The sequence below is a fragment of the Streptomyces sp. NBC_00775 genome, assembly GCF_036347135.1.
GTDB lineage: Bacteria > Actinomycetota > Actinomycetes > Streptomycetales > Streptomycetaceae > Streptomyces > Streptomyces lutosisoli.
This window is the reverse complement of the sequence record NZ_CP108938.1, coordinates 7173744-7191388: the sequence shown is the minus strand read 5'-3', so window position 1 is coordinate 7191388 and position 17645 is coordinate 7173744. Positions and strand designations below refer to the sequence as shown.

Below are 17645 nucleotides of genomic sequence, written 5' to 3'. Positions count from 1 at the left end.
AGAGTGGCTTTCTTCCGTTTCGGTGCCACTTCGAGGCGATCATGGACCTCCTCGAGGATGCTCGCAGGCATCGCTTCTCCCTCCCGTCGGGCCGCGCCCCCTTCCGGCCGTTTGATTCTGCCACGGCCGGAGCAATACGGTCAGCGACGCCTTCGTACCAGTCCGGACACGGCACCCAGCGTGGCCGTCGCGGCCAGCGCATACGTGCACGCGAGGAGCGCGTCCGCAGAGGTATACGCCCCCGGGGCCCCAAGTGACTCAAGCCGGTTCAAGAAGAGTGTGCCGAAGGCCGCGACACCGATCAGCTGACCGAGCTGGGTGACCGTGACGAGCAGCCCACTGGCATCCGCCGCGTCCTCGGGCCGCACCGTGGCCAGGGCCTTGGCGAGCGTGGGACTGAAACCGAGCGCGAGGCCCGCGCCGACACCCGCGAACGCGACGTAGAGCCACAGGCCGCCGTCCCCTCCGTCCTTCAGTACGCGTCCGACGCCGGCCACCGAGACGGCGGCGATCATGAACCCGGCCGGTATCAAGGCCCGTTGCCAGGTGGCGGGCCAGTTGCGCCAGGTCAGACCGACCAGGCCGAAGACCACCGCGGTCGGCGCGAAGGTGAGTCCCGCGCGCAGGGCGCTGTAGCCGAGGCCGCCTTGGACATGCAGCGTGAGCGCGAACAGGAATCCCGCGTTGACCGCCATCACGGCCAGCAGCCGGAAGACCGCGAGGCCGATGCCAGGGTGGCGCAGCACCCTCGGCGCGATCAGCGGCGCCCCGCCCCGCCGGGCCAGCCGGGACTCGTACAGACAGAACGCGACGAAGAACACCGCGGCCGCACCCAGCGACAGCCAGGACCACAGCGGCCAGTCCTCCTCCTGCCCGAGCACGAGCGGCACGGTGAAGAGGGAGACGGCGGCGGCGAGCAGAACGAGCCCGGGCAGGTCGAGACCGCGCGAGCGCTCAAGGGCGTGTACGTCGTCCCGCGGCAGTACCCGGCGGCCGACGGCCATGAGTACGACGCCCACCGGCACGTTCACCAGGAACACCGGCCGCCAGCCGGTGCCGAACAGGTCGGCGCTGACCAGGACGCCGCCCAGCACCTGTCCGGCCGCGGCGCCGGTGGCGAGGACGGCCGAGTAGGCGCCGAGGGCGCGGGCCCGTGCCTCGCCGGTGAAGTTGCGCTGGATCAGGCTGAGCACCTGCGGGATCATCACGGCCGATCCGGCGCCCTGGACCAGCCGGAAGGCGATCAACTCCCCTGTTCCCCGGGCGAGTCCACAGGCCAGCGAGGCCGCGGTGAACAGCGCGAGGCCGGCCAGATAGACCCGTCGGTGGCCGAGCCGGTCACCCAGCCGCGCTCCGGTGATCAGCAGCACGGCGTACGAGATGGAGTATCCGGCGACCACCAGCTGCAGTCCGGCGCCGGACGCGTGGAGTTCGGAACCGATCGTGGGCACCGCGACGTTCACGATGAAGACGTCGAGCAATGCCATGAACTGGCCCGCGAGCACGACCGCGAGCAGCCGTCCGGGCCGATTGTCAGTGCCGGGGTCTTTACTGGTCTCAGGACTTGGACCGCGTGCGGGACCTGTTCCCGCGGGGGTTGTCGTCGTCATGCGATCGAGCGTGATGCCGGCCGGATACGGGTAACGAGAGCCCGCCGATGCTGGTACTGACAGCACCTGGCAGCGGACGGGTTCGGCGCGCACGATGAGTGACGGGGGATGTGAAGCCGATGAACACGAAGCCGGTGAACAGGACACAGCGCCGCCGGCCGGAGCTGACCGCTTTCCTGCGCAGCAGGCGGGCGCGGGTGACACCCGCCGACGTGGGAATGCCACCGGGCTTACGACGCCGCACGCCGGGATTGCGCCGCGAGGAGGTCGCGCAGCTCTCCGGCGTAGGCGTCACCTGGTACACCTGGCTCGAGCAGGGGCGCCCGATCAACGCCTCGCCTCAGGTGCTGGACGCGGTGGCGCGCACGCTGCGGCTCGACCAGACCGAGCGCGAGCACCTGTATCACCTGGCCGAGGTGCCCTACGAGCCCGATTCCCAGCTCCCCGCGCAGACGGTGGACGACGAGATCCAGGGCATCATCGACACCCTCGACCCGCGTCCGGCCGCGGTCTACAACTCGCGGTACGACATCCTCGCCACCAACCCCCCTTTCCGCGACCTGTTCTTCGTGCCGCAGACCCTCGACATCGGCATTCCCAACGTGCTGTGGACGCTGTTCACCGTGCCCGAGCCCAGCTGCCCCGTGGTGTTCCGGGACTCCGAACTGCCCTTGATGGTGGCGACGCTGCGGTCCTCGTACGGCAGACATGTCGGCGAGCCGGCCTGGGAGGAGTTCATACGCAGGCTGTCGGCCGCCAGCCCGCGCTTCGCCGAGCTGTGGGCGGGCGGGAACGTCCTGCCGCCGGGACCGCGCGTGAAGACGTTCCGGCACGAGGCGGCGGGCGAGATGCGGATGACCTCGGTGTCGCTGTCCGTCGACGGGATGGCGGAGTGCCGGATCGTGGCGTACACACCGGCCGATGAGGAGGCGAGACGGGCGCTGGCTCTTCTTCGGGACCGGCGGGAGCGGTTGTGGCCACCGACACATGCTCAGGCGGTCGCAGGGACACGAAAAATCCCGCTCCCCTGAGGGGAACGGGATCTTCACCACTGATCTTTGACAACTCAAGAGAGTCAATCTGTGGAGCTAAGGAGAATTGAACTCCTGACCTCCTGCATGCCATGCAGGCGCTCTACCAACTGAGCTATAGCCCCTTGCGTTCTTCCCGCCCTGCGGGGCGAACAAGAAGAACTTTAGCCTGCGACCAGCCGGAAAGTGAAATCCGGTCCTGACGGGCCCGCGGGACCGGACAGGGGGCCGACCGGCGCCGCTCGGCACCGGCTCGGCACCGCTCAGTCGTCGTCGCCGAGCACCGGCTCCGGCAGAGTGCCGGCGTTGTGCTCCAGGAGTCGCCAGCCTCGAGCGCCCTCTCCGAGGACGGACCAGCAGCAGTTGGAGAGGCCGCCGAGGCTCTCCCAGTGCTGGGACTCCAGGCCGAGGAGACGGCCGATGGTGGTGCGGATCGTGCCGCCGTGGCTGACGACCACGAGGGTGCCGTCCTCGGGGAGCTTGTCCGCGTGCCGCAGCACCACGGGGGCGGCGCGGTCGGCGACCTCGCTCTCCAGTTCGCCCCCGCCCCGCCGCACCGGCTCACCGCGCTTCCAGGCGGAGTACTCGTCGCCGTGCCGGGCGATGATCTCCTCGTGCGTCAGCCCCTGCCAGACGCCGGCGTAGGTCTCGCGCAGGCCCTCGTCGTGGGTGACGTCGAGGTCGGTGAGGGCGGACAGCTCGGCGGCCGTGTTGGCGGCCCGCTTGAGGTCCGAGGCGACGATCGCGTTGGGCTTCAGCGAGGCGAGCAGCCGGGCGGCGCGGCGGGCCTGGCCCACGCCCGTCTCGGTGAGCTCGACGTCCGTGGAGCCCTGGAAGCGGCGCTCCACGTTCCAGGAGGTCTGGCCGTGCCGCCAGAGGATGACGCGGCGGCCCCGGCCCGGCTTCTTCCCGGCCTCGGCGGTCACCGCAGCTCCCCCAGTTCGGCGGAGTCCTCCTCGGCCTGGAACTTGGCGTGCTCGGCGGCCTTGCCGCGGGTCGCCTTGGCGTCGGCGGGCAGCTCCAGCTCCGGGCAGTCCTTCCAGAGCCGCTCCAGGGCGTAGAAGACACGCTCCTCGCTGTGCTGCACGTGCACCACGATGTCGACGTAGTCGAGCAGCACCCAGCGGGCCTCGCGGTCGCCCTCGCGGCGCACCGGCTTGACGCCGAGCTCCTTGTTCAGGCGCTCCTCGATCTCGTCGACGATCGACTTGACCTGGCGGTCGTTGGGCGCCGACGCCAGCAGGAAGGCGTCGGTGATGGAGAGCACATCGCTGACGTCGTAGGCGATGATGTCGTGCGCGAGCTTGTCGGCGGCCGCCTGTGCGGCGGCGGTGATGAGCTCGATGGAGCGGTCCGTGGCGGTCACTACGCGGCTTTCCGTCGGCGGTCAGTAATGACTCAAGGGTCTCACGGACCGCCGACGACACCCCACGCGTTTCCTTTGCCCTGCCCCGGGCGCCCCCGGGACGGGCCGTCGATCACCGTGGCGGGCCGCCAGCCACCCGGGGCGAGCCGTCGATCCGCCCCGGGACGTGGCGTCCGTCACCCCGTCGAGCTGCTGGTCACCTTGTAGTCCTGGCCGAGGACCACGGACACGTCCGCGTTGGAGGTGACCGTGCCCTTCTTCACCGAGCTGGTGGGCAGGCCCAGGGTCTTGGCGGCCTCGACGGCGTCGCTCTTCTTGGCGGCGTCGGCGTAGGTGATCTGGGACACGCTCTGGGCGGTGCCGGCCGTACCGGAGTCGAGGAAGGTGTAGCCGCCGTTGACCAGGACGACGCGGGCCTGCTCGGTGGCCGCCTTGTTGCCGGTGGCGTTCTTGATCCCGACGCGGACGGCGGCGCTGGCGTCGGGGCTCTTCGCGGTACCGCCAAGCACGTCCTTGATCACGCTGTTGCTGGCGCTGTCGCTCAGGGTGCCGTCCTGCTGCACGGGCAGCAGCGCCGTCTTGTAGTCGCCGCCCTTGGCGAGGTCGGCGAGCTTGGCGAGGAAGGCGCCGAGGTCCTGGTCGGTCAGCGACGGGTCGAGGATCTGCGCCAGGGTCTGCACGGTGGTGGTCGCGGCCTGCTTGTCGGAGGACAGCTTGCGCAGCACGCCCTGCATGACCTGACCGAACCGCTCCAGCTGCGCGTTCTGGGCCTCGCCGGAGGCCCGGTAGGTGGCGTAGGCGACCGCCATCTTGCCGCTGAGGGTCTGGTCCTCACCCTTCTTCACGAGGGGCGAATCGCCCTTCTTCTTGGAGTTGGGGTCCGGCACATTGGCGTTGGTGGTGACGTCGATGTTGCCGACGAGTTCGACGAGGTTGTTCAGGTAGGGGGTGTCGAGGCGCCAGGTGCCCTGAATGTTGGTACCGAGCACCGTGTCGATCGAGTCCTGGGTCCCCGAGGAGCCGTCGTCGTCGACGGACTTGGCGAGCGTGGTCGTCGAGCCGCTGTCGTCCGCCAGGGCAAGGGAGTTGGGCAGCAGCACGGTGGTGCCCTGCTTGGTGGTGGTGTTGTCGACGAGCAGCGCCGTGGAGGTGCCGCCGCCCTTCGTGTTGTGCAGGTGGACGACGATCACGTCGCGGTTCTGGGCACCCACGGCGGTCTTCGTACCGGACTTGCTCGCCGAGGACGTGCCGGGCAGCTTGCCCGCGTACCAGAGGTAGCCGACGCCGCCGACCGCGACCAGGGCGAGCACCACGACCAGGGCGACGATCCGGCTGCGGGCACGGCGCCTGGCCTCCTCGCGGCGCTCGGTGCGGTTCTCGGTGAACTTCAGCCAGTCGATGACGTCTTCGGAGTCGGCCTCCTGCTCCTCGACGAAGGCGAACTGCTCGGTGCGGTAGTCCCGGTCGGCCCGGGGCTGACCGGAGCGGGGTTCGCCGCCCTCGGCGGGTCCGGCCTGCTGCGGGATGTAGGCGGTCTGCTCGGCGACCCGGGGCTGCTGACCGGTACTCGCGGCACCGGCCGTGCCCGCGGTCTGCCCGTAGGGGTCGTACCCGGTCGAGGTGGTCCCGGCGGCTCCGGGCGCGCCCGCGCCGTACGGGTCGTAGGAGGGGACCCGGGGCTGCTGACCGGTGTCATAGGGCGACACGGTTCGCTGCTGACCGGTGTCATACGGCGACACAGGAGGCTGCTGGCCCGTGTCGTACGGCTGGACAGGCTGCTGCTGACCCGTGGCGTACGGGTCGTAGCCGTAGCCCTGCTGCTGGCCGCCGTAGGGGTCGTACCCCTGGGCAGGCTGCTGCGGCACCTGTCGGTACACAGGCTGCCCGAACTCGTCGTAGCCGACGAGCTCGTACTGGTCGCCGCCCGCGTATCCGTCGTATCGGTCGTTCACCGGTGCCCCTCTCGGCTCACTAGCCGCGGTACAGCTCGCGCTTATCGATGTAGCGCACCACACCGTCCGGCACCAGATACCAGACGGGATCGCCCTTGGCGACTCTCGCACGGCAGTCTGTGGACGAGATGGCGAGCGCGGGGACCTCGACGAGCGAGACACCGCCCTCGGGAAGCCCCGGGTCGGTCAGTGTGTGGCCGGGCCGGGTGACCCCGATGAAGTGCGCGAGGGAGAACAGTTCTTCCGTGTACCGCCAGGTGAGGATCTGGCCGAGCGCGTCGGCGCCCGTGATGAAGAAGAGGTCGGCGTCGGGGTTGAGCGCCTTCAGGTCGCGCAGGGTGTCCGTGGTGTAGGTCGGGCCGCCGCGGTCGATGTCGATGCGGCTCACCGAGAACTGGGGGTTCTCGGCGGTCGCGATGACCGTCATCAGATAGCGGTCCTCGGCCGGGGTGACCTTGCGGTCGGTCTTCTGCCACGGCTGCCCGGTCGGCACGAACACCACCTCGTCGAGGTGGAACTGCGCGGCGACCTCGCTGGCCGCCACGAGGTGCCCGTGGTGGATCGGGTCGAACGTTCCGCCCATGACGCCGAGGCGGCGCTTGCCCGGATTCGAGGGGCCGTTGCCGGGGCCGGTCGTCAGCCGCCGCACCGCGCCACCGTCGGCCGCGCCGCTCGCACCACCGTTGGCCACGCCGCTCGCACCACCGTTGGCCACGCCGCTCGCGACACGCGTGGCGGCGCCGGCGGCGCCGCTCTCCGTGTCACTCGCCGGACCGGTAGGCATGTCGTGCTCTCCCATGCGTGCAGACCCTACCGGCCCGGCCTACGGGCTCCGGCCGACAGGGGCCCTGAGCGGGCCCGGTGGGGCTCAGCGGTCGCGGTTGAAGCGCGTGGTGATCCACAGCAGCAGAAGCAGGATGAAGAGGGCGCCGCCGCCGGTCAGGTACGGGCTGAGGCTCTCGTGGTTGCCACCGTTCTCGCCCTCGGCGGCGACGGTGACCAACTGTGCAGCGGTGCTGTGGAAGCTCATCTCGGCAGGACCTATCCGGTGTGGGCGGGATAAAGACGTCGGCCCATCGTATGCGGGTGCCTCGGCCGCGATCACGCCGACTCCGCCGTTGGGGACGCCGGTTGCCGTGCCCCCCTTCGCCGGCGGACGCTCAGTCGTCGCGCTTGTACCCACGCAGCAGGAACCAGGCGGCCAGGGCCACCCCGACGATCATCACGATCAGCACGACGCGGAGCAGGTTGCCCGGGCCCTGCTTGTCTGCCGCGCTCGCGGCCTCGGTGAGCCAGGCGGCTGCGGGGATGTGCTCCATGGCGGACGACTCCTTCTCTGTACTGCCCGTCCACGGTATCTCCGCCTAGGCTGGGCTCTGCCTTGGGGGCACATAAGGCACTCAGACGCACATGGGGGAACACATGTCCGACGACGGCCACGACCAGAACGGCCACGAGAACGTGCCGAGCAGGCAGCGCAGGCGCTTCGAGGGGATCTCCTCGCGGGCGTACGAGCACCCGGCGGACCGCTCGGCCCTGGTGGCCCTGCGCAAGCTCAGCGGCTTCGACACGGTCTTCAAGGCGCTCAGCGCCCTGCTGCCCGAACGCAGCCTGCGGCTGCTGTTCCTGTCCGACTCGGTGCGCGTCTCGGACGCCCAGTTCACGCACCTGAACGACATGCTGCGGGACGCGTGTTACATCCTGGACCTGGAGAAGGTCCCGCCGATGTACGTCACCCAGGACCCGCAGCCGAACGCGATGTGCATCGGCCTGGACGAGCCGATCATCGTCGTGACGACGGGGCTCGTCGAGCTGCTGGACGAGGAGGAGATGCGGGCGGTCGTCGGGCACGAGGTCGGCCACGCGCTGTCCGGCCACGCGGTCTACCGCACGATCCTGCTGTTCCTCACCAACCTGGCGCTCCGGGTCGCCTGGATCCCGCTGGGCAACATCGCGATCATGGCGATCGTGACCGCGCTGCGCGAGTGGTTCCGCAAGTCGGAGCTGTCGGCCGACCGGGCGGGGCTCCTTGTCGGGCAGGATCTGAAGGCTTCGATGCGCGGCCTGATGAAACTCGCGGGAGGCAATCACCTGCACGAGATGAACGTGGACGCGTTCCTCGCGCAGGCCGAGGAGTACGAGGCCGGGGGCGACCTGCGGGACTCCGTGCTCAAGATCCTCAATACCCTCCCCCGCACGCACCCCTTCACCACCGTTCGCGCGGGCGAGCTGAAGAAGTGGGCCGAGTCCCGCGACTACCAGCGGCTCATGGACGGCCACTACCCGCGCCGCAGCGAGGACAAGGACACCTCGGTCTCGGACTCCTTCCGGCAGTCGGCGGCCAGCTACGCCAGCGACGTGAAGAACTCCAAGGACCCGCTGATGAAGCTGGTCAGCGACATCGCCGGCGGTGCGGGAGACCTCGGCGGCCGGGTACGACGCGGTTTCGGCGGCTTCGCGAGCGGCGGCTCGCCGAAGGACACGCCGCCACAGGGCACCACCGGGACCGACACGGCCACCGAAACCGACGTCACCGACGCTCCCGACGACGAGAGCCCCAACGGCAACGGCTGACCGGGGTACACCACCGGGGGGCACACCACCGGGAGCGCGACAGCCTGCTGACGTCAGAGCTTCGGCTGCGCGCTCGTCGCCAGCGATCCGCACAGCGCCGTCGCGCTCCCGGTGGCGTACGGGTCGGTGCCGGCCGGGCCGCCCGCCTTCGCCGTCTGTCCCGCGAGCAGCGGGCGCAGCCGGCCCACCGAGTCGTCGGAGCAGGTGAGCGGACCGGCCTGGACGTAGGAGACGAGCAGCTCGGCCTGGTGCATGCGCAGGTCGTCGCGGTCGAAGCGGAAGTGCAGCTCGCGCCGGACGGTGAACAGCGAGACCTGGGCGTTCGCGTCCGAGCCCGTCGGCTTCAGCGCGTACACGAAGGTGTGGTCGGCGATGACCTCAAGGGTGTTCGAGTCGAACTCGGCGGCCTGAAGGGAGCCCTGCACGCGGATCCTGCTGTCGGCGAGCTGGGTGCGGCTCGCGTCGAAGCGGACCAGCCAGCCGGTGGGCGCGTGCCGCCCGTCGGCGGTCGGCCGGTCGAAGCTCTGGTCGAACTGGTCGAGTTGCTGCGGGTCGAGCAGGATCCGTACGGGCCGGGTGGTGCCGCCGGTGAGCACGTCCGGGTCGAGGGAGGACTCGACGAGGTAGTCCTTCGCCGTGGTCAGGGCGGTGACGACCTGGCTGTCGGAGAAGTGCGCGGTGCGCCGGGAGGCGGGCAGCGTGATGCCCTCGGCGCCGATGCGGAACTGGGCGGCCGGACTGTGCGCGTACAGCTCGTCGGCGCTCGTGGAGCCGGGCACGGCGGTCTGCGGGGCCAGCGGTATGACCGTCATCCGCAGCGGCTCGGGGGGCTGGGCGGTGGGGGCCTGGTACGGGTGACGTACGCCCATGTAGATCGCGGTGCCGAAGGCTATGGCGATCAGCAGGACGAGGATCAGCGCCTGCCGGGAGAGCCCGCGCCGGAGGGCGGGGCGACGGCGTACGGCCGGGGCGTGGTCGGCCATGCGCTCCTGGGCGGAGAACTCCTGGAGGCGGGCAGCACGGACGAACGACTCGTCGAAGACGACGGATCGGTACTCGTCCTCACCACCAGCGGGAGCGCCCTCGGGTGTCCCCTCAGGTGGGTCTCCAGGCCCGCCCATACATTCAGAGTAGGTCTCCGGGAGCCCAGGTAAACGCGGTGGTACACGACAAGTTCTGACAGGTTCTCACCAGGGTCGTCACACCGTTCAAGTGATCATCGTTCCGCCGTTCGAGGGACTGCCGTTCACTCGTTCGAGGGATCGTCGTCAGGGCGTTCGAGGGACCGCCGACACCGCCGGCTGGGAGTAGTCGGCCGAAGCAGACGGGCCGGTGCTGCCGGTGACCTTGTCCTGGCCCTGTTCCAGGCCCGTGGAGGCCGGGGGCGGAACCTGGTCCTGGCGGCCCGAGGACGCCCCTCGGTACACCGCGGTGAAGGCCAGGGCGACCATGCCGACGCCCATCACGAGAGCGAGGATCCAGGCGACGGGGCGGCGCCAGCGGGTCTGCTTCCCATAGGCCCTGCCGTACGCACCCGGCACGCCATAGCGGCCACCCAGGACCTCGGTGTCGTCCAGATCGTCCAGATCGGGATCGTGGCCGAAATCGCCATGGTCATCGGGCCCGAAGCCGTCCTCGTAGCGCTCGTCGTCGCCGCGTGCGCCCCGGGCGTGCGCCCGGCGTGCTTCGGCCTCGGAGGCCTCCGCGCGGGCCTGGGCGGCTGCCAGGAGTCTCTCCACGGCGGTCGGCTCGTGAATCACCGCCGCCCGTACGAAGTCCTCGTCGAAGACCACGGAGGCGAACTCTTCGTCCGCACCCCCGCGGTCGCGGTCGTCGTCGGGCTCCCAGCCGTCAGGGAACGGCGTGCCCCCCACGTCCTCCGGCACGGATCCAGAGTAGACCTGGGGGGTCATTTTGGGCAGACGGTATGGAAATTCATCCACCTGACGAGACGCGCCTCACCCGGGCCGCGCGCCGCGCACGACCGGCCCCGCGCCACGGGGCGCACGCCGCGGACCACGCTCCACGCCCCTGCGCCGGACTCGCTCCACACCTCGGCGCCGGCCGCTTCCTGCCCCGGCGCCGCGGGCTTCCCGCGTCAGCGCCGGATGTGCCCGTCCCCCGTGACGATGTACTTGGTGCTCGTGAGCTCCGGCAGCCCCATCGGCCCCCGCGCGTGCAGCTTCTGCGTGGAGATGCCGATCTCGGCGCCGAAGCCGAACTCGCCGCCGTCGGTGAAGCGCGTCGAGGCGTTCACGGCGACCGTCGTGGAATCGACCAGCTGGGTGAAGCGGCGGGCCGCCTGCTGCGAGGTGGTGACGATGGCCTCGGTGTGGCCGGAGGTCCACAGCCGGATGTGATCGACGGCCTTGTCGAGCGAGTCGACGACGGCGGCGGCGATGTCGTACGAGAGGTACTCGGTCTCCCAGTCCTCCAGGGTCGCCTCGACGACGGTGGCCTTGGAGTCCTTGGCGTAGGCCAGGACGCGCTCGTCGGCGTGCACGGTGACCCCGGCGTCCGCGAGGGCGTCCAGGGCGCGCGGCAGGAACTGCGGGGCGATGTCCTGGTGCACCAGGAGCGTCTCGGCGGAGTTGCAGACGCTGGGCCGCTGGGCCTTCGAGTTGATCAGGATGTCGATCGCCATGTCGAGGTCGGCGTTCGCGTCGACGTACACATGGCAGTTGCCGGTACCGGTCTCGATGACCGGGACGGTGGACTCCTGGACGACCGTGCGGATCAGCGAGGCGCCGCCGCGCGGGATGAGGACATCGACGAGGCCGCGGGCGCGCATCAGCTCGCGCACGGACTCGCGGCCCTCGCCGGGCACGAGCTGGACGGCGTCGGCGGGCAGCCCGGCGCCGCCCACGGCATCGCGCAGGACCCGTACGAGGGCCGTGTTCGACTCGTAGGCGGACGACGAGCCGCGCAGCAGGACCGCGTTCCCGGACTTCAGGCACAGGGCGGCGGCGTCGACCGTCACGTTCGGGCGGGCCTCGTAGATGATGCCGACGACGCCGAGCGGGACGCGGACCTGGCGCAGGTCGATGCCGTTGGGGAGGGTCGAGCCGCGGACGACCTCGCCGACCGGGTCGGGCAGCGCCACGACGTCGCGCACGTCCGAGGCGATCGCGCGCACGCGCTCGGGCGTGAGCGTGAGCCGGTCGATGACGGTCTCGCTGGTGCCGGCCTCGCGTGCCTTGGCGATGTCCTTGGCGTTGGCGGCGACGATCTCGCTCGTACGGACCTCCAGCGCGTCCGCGATGGCGAGCAGCGCGTCGTCCTTCTCGGCCCGCGGGAGGGGCGCCAGGTCGGCGGCGGCGGCCTTCGCGCGGTAGGCGGCCTGGGTGACCGGGGACATCGAGTCGTACGGCGAGAGCGTGGTCATGAGGGAAGGGTAGTGCTCCGAACGGGTCCGTTCAGCCGCTGTCCCACACCCCGAGACACCATCAAAAGGGGTGAACTCCGACAGGGGTGGCCGGAAGTGGCCCATACCCCTCCGCGATCCGCTGGTGGTAGGTCTCGCGGTCGATGACCTCCAGGCCGACGATCTCCCAGGGCGGGAGCTTGGCGGTCTGGCGGTGCTCGCCCCACAGCCGCAGCGCGACGGCGGCCGCGTCGTGCAGGTCGCGGGCCTCTTCCCAGTAGCGGATCTCCGCGTGGTCGTTGGCGTACCGGCTGGTCAGCAGAAAGGGGTGGTCGTGGGCCAGCTGTTCAAGACCGCGCCTGACTTCCTTCAGCGGGGCCTCACCGCCCGAGACACTCAGCGTGACGTGCCACAGCCGGGGCTGGTCCGCCGGCTCCTCGCCCTCGTACCTGTCACCGGCCGCGACGCTCGTCAGGGCCCGCTCCTCACCCGCCGCACGGGAGGCGACACCACCCGTACGGGAGGCGGCACCACCGCGGGACGCCGCCGCCCCAGGGCGCACTCGTCTCACGACGGCCTCCTTTACGCAATGGTCGTAATAGTCGTACCGAATACCGGGGTCTCCCTGCCACAAAGTTGAGCAGGTGGGGAGCCGTCGCGTGGCGGTTTTACGGAACGTCCCCCAGTGGAGGCGGGGGAATCGGCCGTTTACGGGTGTAGTGGACAGCTGTTTTATGGATGCCGCGGGGTGCCGCAGAACGGTTGTCTGACGGATGAGCGACCGGACGTCCTACGGTCGCCGTGGCATGTCCTACGGCTCCAGGAGCACGAGGTCGTCCCTGTGCACGACCTCGCGCTCGTACGCGGGGCCCAGTTCGCGCGCCAGTTCCCTGGTCGAACGGCCGATGAGCTGCGGAATCTCCTTGGCGTCGAAGTTCACCAGCCCGCGTGCCACCGCCCGGCCCGTGCTGTCGCGCAGCTCGACCGGGTCGCCCGCGGTGAAGTCGCCCTCGACGGCCGCGATGCCGGCCGGCAGCAGCGAGGTGCGCCGTTCGACGACCGCGCGCACGGCCCCGTCGTCCAGGGTGAGCGCGCCCTGCGGGGTGGAGGCGTGCTGAAGCCACAGCAGCCGGTCGGCGGACCGCTTGCCCGTGGGGTGGAAGTACGTGCCGGTGTCCCCGCCCGCGAAGGCGTCGGCGGCGTGGATCGCGCTGGTCAGCACCACCGGGATGCCCGCGGCCGCGGCGATCCGGGCCGCCTCGACCTTGGTCACCATGCCGCCGGTGCCGACGCCCGCCTTGCCGGCGCTACCGATCTCGACGTGCGCGAGGTCCTCGGGGCCGCGTACTTCCGCTATCCGCGACGTACCGGGCTTGCTGGGGTCGCCGTCGTACACGCCGTCCACGTCGGAGAGCAGGACGAGCAGATCGGCCCGTACGAGATGGGCGACGAGCGCGGCGAGGCGGTCGTTGTCGCCGAAGCGGATCTCGTCCGTGGCGACGGTGTCGTTCTCGTTGACGACGGGCAGGGCGCCCATCGCGAGGAGCTTGTCGAGGGTGCGGGAGGCGTTGCGGTGGTGGGCGCGGCGGCTGGTGTCGTCGGAGGTGAGGAGCACCTGTCCGACGCGGATGCCGTAGCGGGCGCAGGAGGCGGTGTAGCGGGCGACCAGGAGGCCCTGGCCGACGCTGGCGGCGGCCTGCTGCCGGGCGAGGTCCTTGGGGCGGCGGCGCAGCCCCAGCGGTGCGAGGCCGGCGGCGATGGCGCCGGACGAGACGAGGACGATCTCCCTCTCGCCGCCGCTGCGGGCCTTGGCGAGGACGTCGACGAGGGCGTCGACCCGGTCCGCGTCGAGGCCGCCCGAAGCGGTGGTCAGCGAAGAGGAACCCACCTTGACGACGATCCGATGGGCCTGCGCCACGGCAATCCTGTGGGCGTGCGTCACGGTCTGCCTTGCCCCTGCCACCTGCTGTGTGTCCCCTCGCGTAGGTCCGGGTGCCCCGTCCGGCAATCTACGCGAAGGGGAAGGGTGATGGCCCGTCGGTCCAGCAGGCGGACGCCGCCGCGTAGTCACCCGCTCACGGGCCGCACACGCCGGGACTTCGGACGTCGGGGCTTCGGACGTCGGGGCACGTCGGGGCTTTGGGCGTCAGGCCGCGCGCAGCGGCTTCAGCACCCGCCGGGCCACCCGCCGCAGTCGCGGGATGAGTGTGGTGCGGGGCCTGAAGCCTTCGATGGTGGCCGTTTCGCGGCCGGTCGGGACGTAGCAGCTGTCCGGGACGCCCGCGGCCGGGTCGCGGAAGTGGGGGTAGGCGAGGTAGGCCTTGCGGCCGCGGGACTCCAGGAGGACCTCGGGGTCCTTCTTCGCCTTGATGAACTCCAGTACGTCGACGAGGAGATCGCCCCGGCCCTGGGCCACGAGGTGGAGGCGCAGGCGCTCGTGGACCTTGAGGCGCCCGGCGACGCCCTCGTGCCAGTAGGCGTCCAACAGCGGCTTGGCCAGGTCGAGTTTGTGGCGCCGGGTCTTCTCGCTCTGCTTGAGGAAGCCGGGGCCGAACTGCGGAAGCAGGGTGATGAGTAAGGGACGGATCATCAGGGCGTCGCGGCGCGGCCCCGCGGGCACGTGCTCGGCGATCAGGCCCATCAGGGCGCGGGCCGAGTCGAAGCGCAGGGCGTAACTGCCGCTCTTGGTCGCGTGCTTGCCGTCGTCGCGCCCGACCAGGAAGTAGCAGTCGTAGTCGGCGATCACGGAGACACCCTTGGCGCGGAGGTAGGCCTCCATCGTGAACAGGGCGTCCTCGCCGGTCTTCAGCGACTCGTCGAAGTGCATGCCGTGCCTGGTGAGCAGCTCGCGGCGGAAGAGCTTCTGCGCGCTGAGCGTGAACTTGATGTTCGAGGAGAAGACGTCGGTACGGGGCAGGTTCTTGCCCCACATCGACTTCGGGGCGCTCCTGTTGACCCCGACGACCTTGCCGAGCACCACGTCCGTGCCCTGCTCGTCGGCCATCGCGACCATGCGTTCCAGGGCCTCGGGTCCGAAGTAGTCGTCGGCGTCGAGGAAGAAGACGTAGCGTCCGCGCGCCTTGCCGAGGCCGACGTTGCGCGGGCCGCTGGGGCCACCGGAGTTGGGCTGGCTGAGCACCGTGACCGACATGGCCGCCCGCTCGGCGAACTTCTCCAGGTACTCCCCCGTGCCGTCCGTCGACCCGTCGTCCACGGCGATCACTTCGATCCGTGCGGGGTCGAGCGTCTGACTCTCCACCGACTCAAGGCACTTGACCAGGTACGGCATCGCTTCGTACGCCCCGATGACGACGGTCACATCAGGCTGCGTCACGTTTCCCCCTTGTTGCGGGAAGTGTTAACAGAACATTTCCCCTTAATCACCGCAATCACTACCTAGTAGACGGTTGGAAGTACGGACTGGTTGCCCGGAGCCACTCATTTCGTGAGCCAGGTCACAGGAATTCGGGGGGCTCCTCACAGCCAAGGCTCACAGAAGAACGTAAGAGAACGCGTAAGAGGACACGCGAGAAAGGGGCCCGGCTCCGAGGAACGTTCCTCGGAGCCGGGCCCCTTGCCCGGATCAGTCGGGTCAGCCGGTGACCGTCGCGCCGTCCGTCTCGCCGGTCCCCCGCTGGCCGGGCAGCGCGTCCGCCAGTTCCCCGGCGGCGGCCGAAGTGGCCGCTTCCTGGCCGAGGTTGCGCCGCTCGGCCTTCTGCGCCAGCTCCCGCACCGCGGAGTTGAACTGGTCGATGGACGCCGGCTCGTCGGGGCCGAGCAGATACCGCTTCAGCTCCTGACGGTCGGCGGCCTGCGCGTCGCCGGCCGGGTCGGCCACCGAGGCGAGCAACTCGCCCAGTTCGGCGGCCGAGTTGGACAGGATGACCGCGGCGCGCACCGCGGTGTTCTGCCGCTTGAACTCCTCGACGCCCAGCTCGGCGGAGTCCGTGACCGCGTACGGCTTACCGCTCGCGATGAAGTCGGAGACCACGCTGGAGATGTCGGAGACCATCGCGTCGGAGACGTTGAAGCAGTCGTACAGGCGCGGCTCGGCGCCCGTGATGACCCGGTGCTCCCAGGCGCCGAAGGAGAGCCAGTACGCGTCGTTCCACTCGCCGCGCAGCCGGGCGACCTCGGCGTGCTTGGCCGTGTCGACCATGCCGTCGCGGGTGGCCTCGGCCTCGTCGCCCGCCTCGGCGGAACCGGACAGCACCGCGATACGGGCCTCGATGCGGGCCAGTTCGGCCTTGGCCGTGCTCTGCGCCGCGGCGTCGGCGGCGAACCGCGGGTCGGCGACGCGCTCGGCGGCGGCCTTCTCGACCAGGGCGGTGATCCGCTGGTGCGCGGCCTTGGCCTCGGCGCTGCGGGTGCCCGTGAAGGGGTGCGGCTTGTAGAGGACGCGGACCGGCTGATCGGCGGCGAGCAGCCGCTGCACGATGTTCTCGCCCGCGAGCAGGATCGACGTGTTGCCGGGGTTGTCGTCCCAGCCCTCCCAGGTGGGGGCGTACAGAACGGTGGGGATACGGCCCTCGGGCACCCCGCGCCACGGCTGGATCGGGGCCAGCTGCGGGCGGCCCACCTCCACGATGTCGTCGTCGCGGACACCGACGTCGGCGATGGCGTAGCGGTCGCGGCCCGCGCGGCCCGCGGTCCACACCTCGTCGTACACCTTGCTGAACGGGTTGACGCTGGCGAGCTTGTCGCTGTCGCCGTGGCCTATGAAGACGTGCTTGATGGTCGGCACGCGCAGCATGTGGATGTTCTTGCCGACGTTCGCCGCGTAGAGCGCGACCCGGACCGTGGACAGGTCCATGTTCATCAGGTGCACCCCTCCGGGCACGCAGATGACCGGCACAGTGGTGGGCGCCATGCGCTCCAGGATGGCCCGCTCGCGGAGGATGATCAGCGGCTTGGTGTCCAGCTGCTCCATCGTCTCCAGCCACATGTTGACCTGGTACGCGGAGTCCTTGGAGCCGGAGAAGTAGAGCACCGTCTCCGGGCGGTAGTCCTGCAGCCACTCATCGACCGCGGCCAGCACCGTCTCCGCGTTCGGCGGGGTCTTCCGGCCGCGCACGAAGGGGACCAGCGCGGCGACGTAGCCGAAGGCCAGCACGATCGTGATGCCGATGCCCACGAAGCCGTAGAGGTCGTTGTCGGTCGCCCCGGAGACGAGGACGCCCAGGACCGCGACCAGGTCGAGGTGGAGCATCTTCTCGGCGGACCGGGCGAGCAGGCGGCGCGGCGGCGCGTCCGGGATGCGGATGCGCGAGCCCAGGTCCACGTTGCGCATGGCGACGGGCATCTTGCGGCGCATCCGTATCAGCGTGATCAGCGCGCCGTGCGGGGCCTGGAAGCCGTAGAAGGCCAGGAAGCACGCGATGGCCGCGTAGAAGACCATGCTGTCGGACAGGTCCAGCCGTGCCAGCAGCAGCACAAGGAGCAGCTGCCGGATCAGGAACCTGATGGACAGACCGGCCCGCACCTTGCTGAGGCGATTGATCAGATAGCTGCCGCGCCGGTGCAGATAGTGGTCCGCCAGGTACGTCACGGCGGCCGCGGCCGCGAAGGCAGCGACGCTCGGCAGGAGCGCGGCCAGCATCAGGCAGGGGAAGCCCAGGATCATGAGGGCCGCCGCTGCCAGCTCGGCCGCGCTGCCCACCCGGGCAACGCGAATAGCGGTGGAAATCACGGAGAAACCTGCTCTTGAGGGGTGAGTGCCGGTTTGGTACTAAAAGTACACTTTACGAA

General features: G+C 70.3%; 16 protein-coding genes and 1 tRNA gene. 2 read left to right on the top strand and 15 right to left on the bottom strand.

The genetic code is table 11. From position 1 onward, the window contains the following. Window positions 1-140 precede the first annotated feature (140 nt). Window positions 141-1610 carry an MFS transporter gene (locus OIC96_RS32025; RefSeq protein WP_406501635.1) on the bottom strand — a complete coding sequence of 490 codons (1470 nt, stop codon included), beginning with the start codon at window positions 1608-1610 and terminating at the stop codon, window positions 141-143. A 119-nt stretch (window positions 1611-1729) separates the two neighbouring features. On the opposite strand from OIC96_RS32025, the gene OIC96_RS32020 reads away from it, so the two are divergent. After that, the gene (locus OIC96_RS32020; protein WP_330304524.1) at window positions 1730-2641 is read left to right on the top strand and encodes a helix-turn-helix transcriptional regulator; all 912 of its coding nucleotides are present in this window, start codon (window positions 1730-1732) and stop codon (window positions 2639-2641) included. Window positions 2642-2693: 52 nt separating this feature from the next. Here OIC96_RS32020 and OIC96_RS32015 read toward each other — a convergent pair. The 7 genes from OIC96_RS32015 to OIC96_RS31985 form a co-directional block, all read right to left on the bottom strand. After that, window positions 2694-2766 (bottom strand) — tRNA-Ala (locus tag OIC96_RS32015). 138 nt (window positions 2767-2904) lie between these two features. Then, window positions 2905-3567 carry a histidine phosphatase family protein gene (locus OIC96_RS32010; RefSeq protein WP_330304525.1) on the bottom strand — a complete coding sequence of 221 codons (663 nt, stop codon included), beginning with the start codon at window positions 3565-3567 and terminating at the stop codon, window positions 2905-2907. Next, window positions 3564-4007, bottom strand: coding sequence for a ribosome silencing factor (gene rsfS, locus OIC96_RS32005; RefSeq protein WP_330304526.1), 444 nt, complete (start codon window positions 4005-4007; stop codon window positions 3564-3566). The genes OIC96_RS32010 and rsfS overlap by 4 nt, the downstream gene beginning before the upstream one ends. A 176-nt stretch (window positions 4008-4183) precedes the next feature. Then, the gene (locus tag OIC96_RS32000; protein WP_330304527.1) at window positions 4184-5959 is read right to left on the bottom strand and encodes an LCP family protein; all 1776 of its coding nucleotides are present in this window, start codon (window positions 5957-5959) and stop codon (window positions 4184-4186) included. A 19-nt stretch (window positions 5960-5978) separates the two neighbouring features. Then, on the bottom strand, window positions 5979-6542 hold the full coding sequence (gene nadD / locus OIC96_RS31995) for a nicotinate-nucleotide adenylyltransferase (protein WP_406502260.1): 564 nt from the start codon (window positions 6540-6542) through the stop codon (window positions 5979-5981). Between the two features lie 285 nt (window positions 6543-6827). After that, entirely contained in the window at window positions 6828-6989 is a 162-nt protein-coding gene (locus OIC96_RS31990) for a hypothetical protein (protein ID WP_095934250.1), read from the bottom strand. Window positions 6990-7119: 130 nt separating this feature from the next. Continuing rightward, a complete protein-coding gene (locus tag OIC96_RS31985) occupies window positions 7120-7278 on the bottom strand; it encodes a hypothetical protein (protein ID WP_330304529.1) in 159 nt (52 codons plus the stop codon). Between the two features lie 103 nt (window positions 7279-7381). On the opposite strand from OIC96_RS31985, the gene OIC96_RS31980 reads away from it, so the two are divergent. Continuing rightward, complete coding sequence (locus OIC96_RS31980) at window positions 7382-8533, top strand: M48 family metallopeptidase (protein WP_330304530.1); 1152 nt, start codon at window positions 7382-7384, stop codon at window positions 8531-8533. A gap of 53 nt (window positions 8534-8586) precedes the next feature. On the opposite strand, the gene OIC96_RS31975 is transcribed toward OIC96_RS31980, so the two are convergent. The 7 genes from OIC96_RS31975 to OIC96_RS31945 form a co-directional block, all read right to left on the bottom strand. Further along, the gene (locus OIC96_RS31975) at window positions 8587-9654 is read right to left on the bottom strand and encodes an SCO2583 family membrane protein (protein ID WP_330304531.1); all 1068 of its coding nucleotides are present in this window, start codon (window positions 9652-9654) and stop codon (window positions 8587-8589) included. Between the two features lie 147 nt (window positions 9655-9801). Beyond that, complete coding sequence (locus OIC96_RS31970) at window positions 9802-10419, bottom strand: SCO2584 family spore wall biosynthesis protein (protein WP_443058396.1); 618 nt, start codon at window positions 10417-10419, stop codon at window positions 9802-9804. A 212-nt stretch (window positions 10420-10631) separates the two neighbouring features. Next, entirely contained in the window at window positions 10632-11918 is a 1287-nt protein-coding gene (locus tag OIC96_RS31965; RefSeq protein ID WP_330304533.1) for a glutamate-5-semialdehyde dehydrogenase, read from the bottom strand. Between the two features lie 61 nt (window positions 11919-11979). After that, entirely contained in the window at window positions 11980-12459 is a 480-nt protein-coding gene (locus OIC96_RS31960; RefSeq protein WP_327435018.1) for a hypothetical protein, read from the bottom strand. A gap of 249 nt (window positions 12460-12708) precedes the next feature. After that, entirely contained in the window at window positions 12709-13815 is a 1107-nt protein-coding gene (gene proB, locus OIC96_RS31955) for a glutamate 5-kinase (RefSeq protein ID WP_330304534.1), read from the bottom strand. 228 nt (window positions 13816-14043) lie between these two features. Further along, entirely contained in the window at window positions 14044-15186 is a 1143-nt protein-coding gene (locus OIC96_RS31950; RefSeq protein WP_406502261.1) for a glycosyltransferase family 2 protein, read from the bottom strand. A gap of 303 nt (window positions 15187-15489) precedes the next feature. Then, a complete protein-coding gene (locus OIC96_RS31945; RefSeq protein ID WP_330304536.1) occupies window positions 15490-17586 on the bottom strand; it encodes a hypothetical protein in 2097 nt (698 codons plus the stop codon). Between the last annotated feature and the right edge of the window lie 59 nt (window positions 17587-17645).

Coding starts and splice junctions, on each gene's coding strand:
- OIC96_RS31980 (WP_330304530.1), top strand. CDS start 7,382: ATGTCCGACGACGGCCACGACCAGAACGGCCACGAGAACGTGCCGAGC.
- nadD (WP_406502260.1), bottom strand. CDS start 6,542: ATGGGCGGAACGTTCGACCCGATCCACCACGGGCACCTCGTGGCGGCC.
- OIC96_RS31965 (WP_330304533.1), bottom strand. CDS start 11,918: ATGACCACGCTCTCGCCGTACGACTCGATGTCCCCGGTCACCCAGGCC.
- OIC96_RS31990 (WP_095934250.1), bottom strand. CDS start 6,989: ATGAGCTTCCACAGCACCGCTGCACAGTTGGTCACCGTCGCCGCCGAG.
- OIC96_RS31950 (WP_406502261.1), bottom strand. CDS start 15,186: ATGCCGTACCTGGTCAAGTGCCTTGAGTCGGTGGAGAGTCAGACGCTC.
- OIC96_RS32020 (WP_330304524.1), top strand. CDS start 1,730: ATGAACACGAAGCCGGTGAACAGGACACAGCGCCGCCGGCCGGAGCTG.
- OIC96_RS31975 (WP_330304531.1), bottom strand. CDS start 9,654: ATGGGCGGGCCTGGAGACCCACCTGAGGGGACACCCGAGGGCGCTCCC.
- OIC96_RS31985 (WP_330304529.1), bottom strand. CDS start 7,278: ATGGAGCACATCCCCGCAGCCGCCTGGCTCACCGAGGCCGCGAGCGCG.
- OIC96_RS32025 (WP_406501635.1), bottom strand. CDS start 1,610: ATGACGACGACAACCCCCGCGGGAACAGGTCCCGCACGCGGTCCAAGT.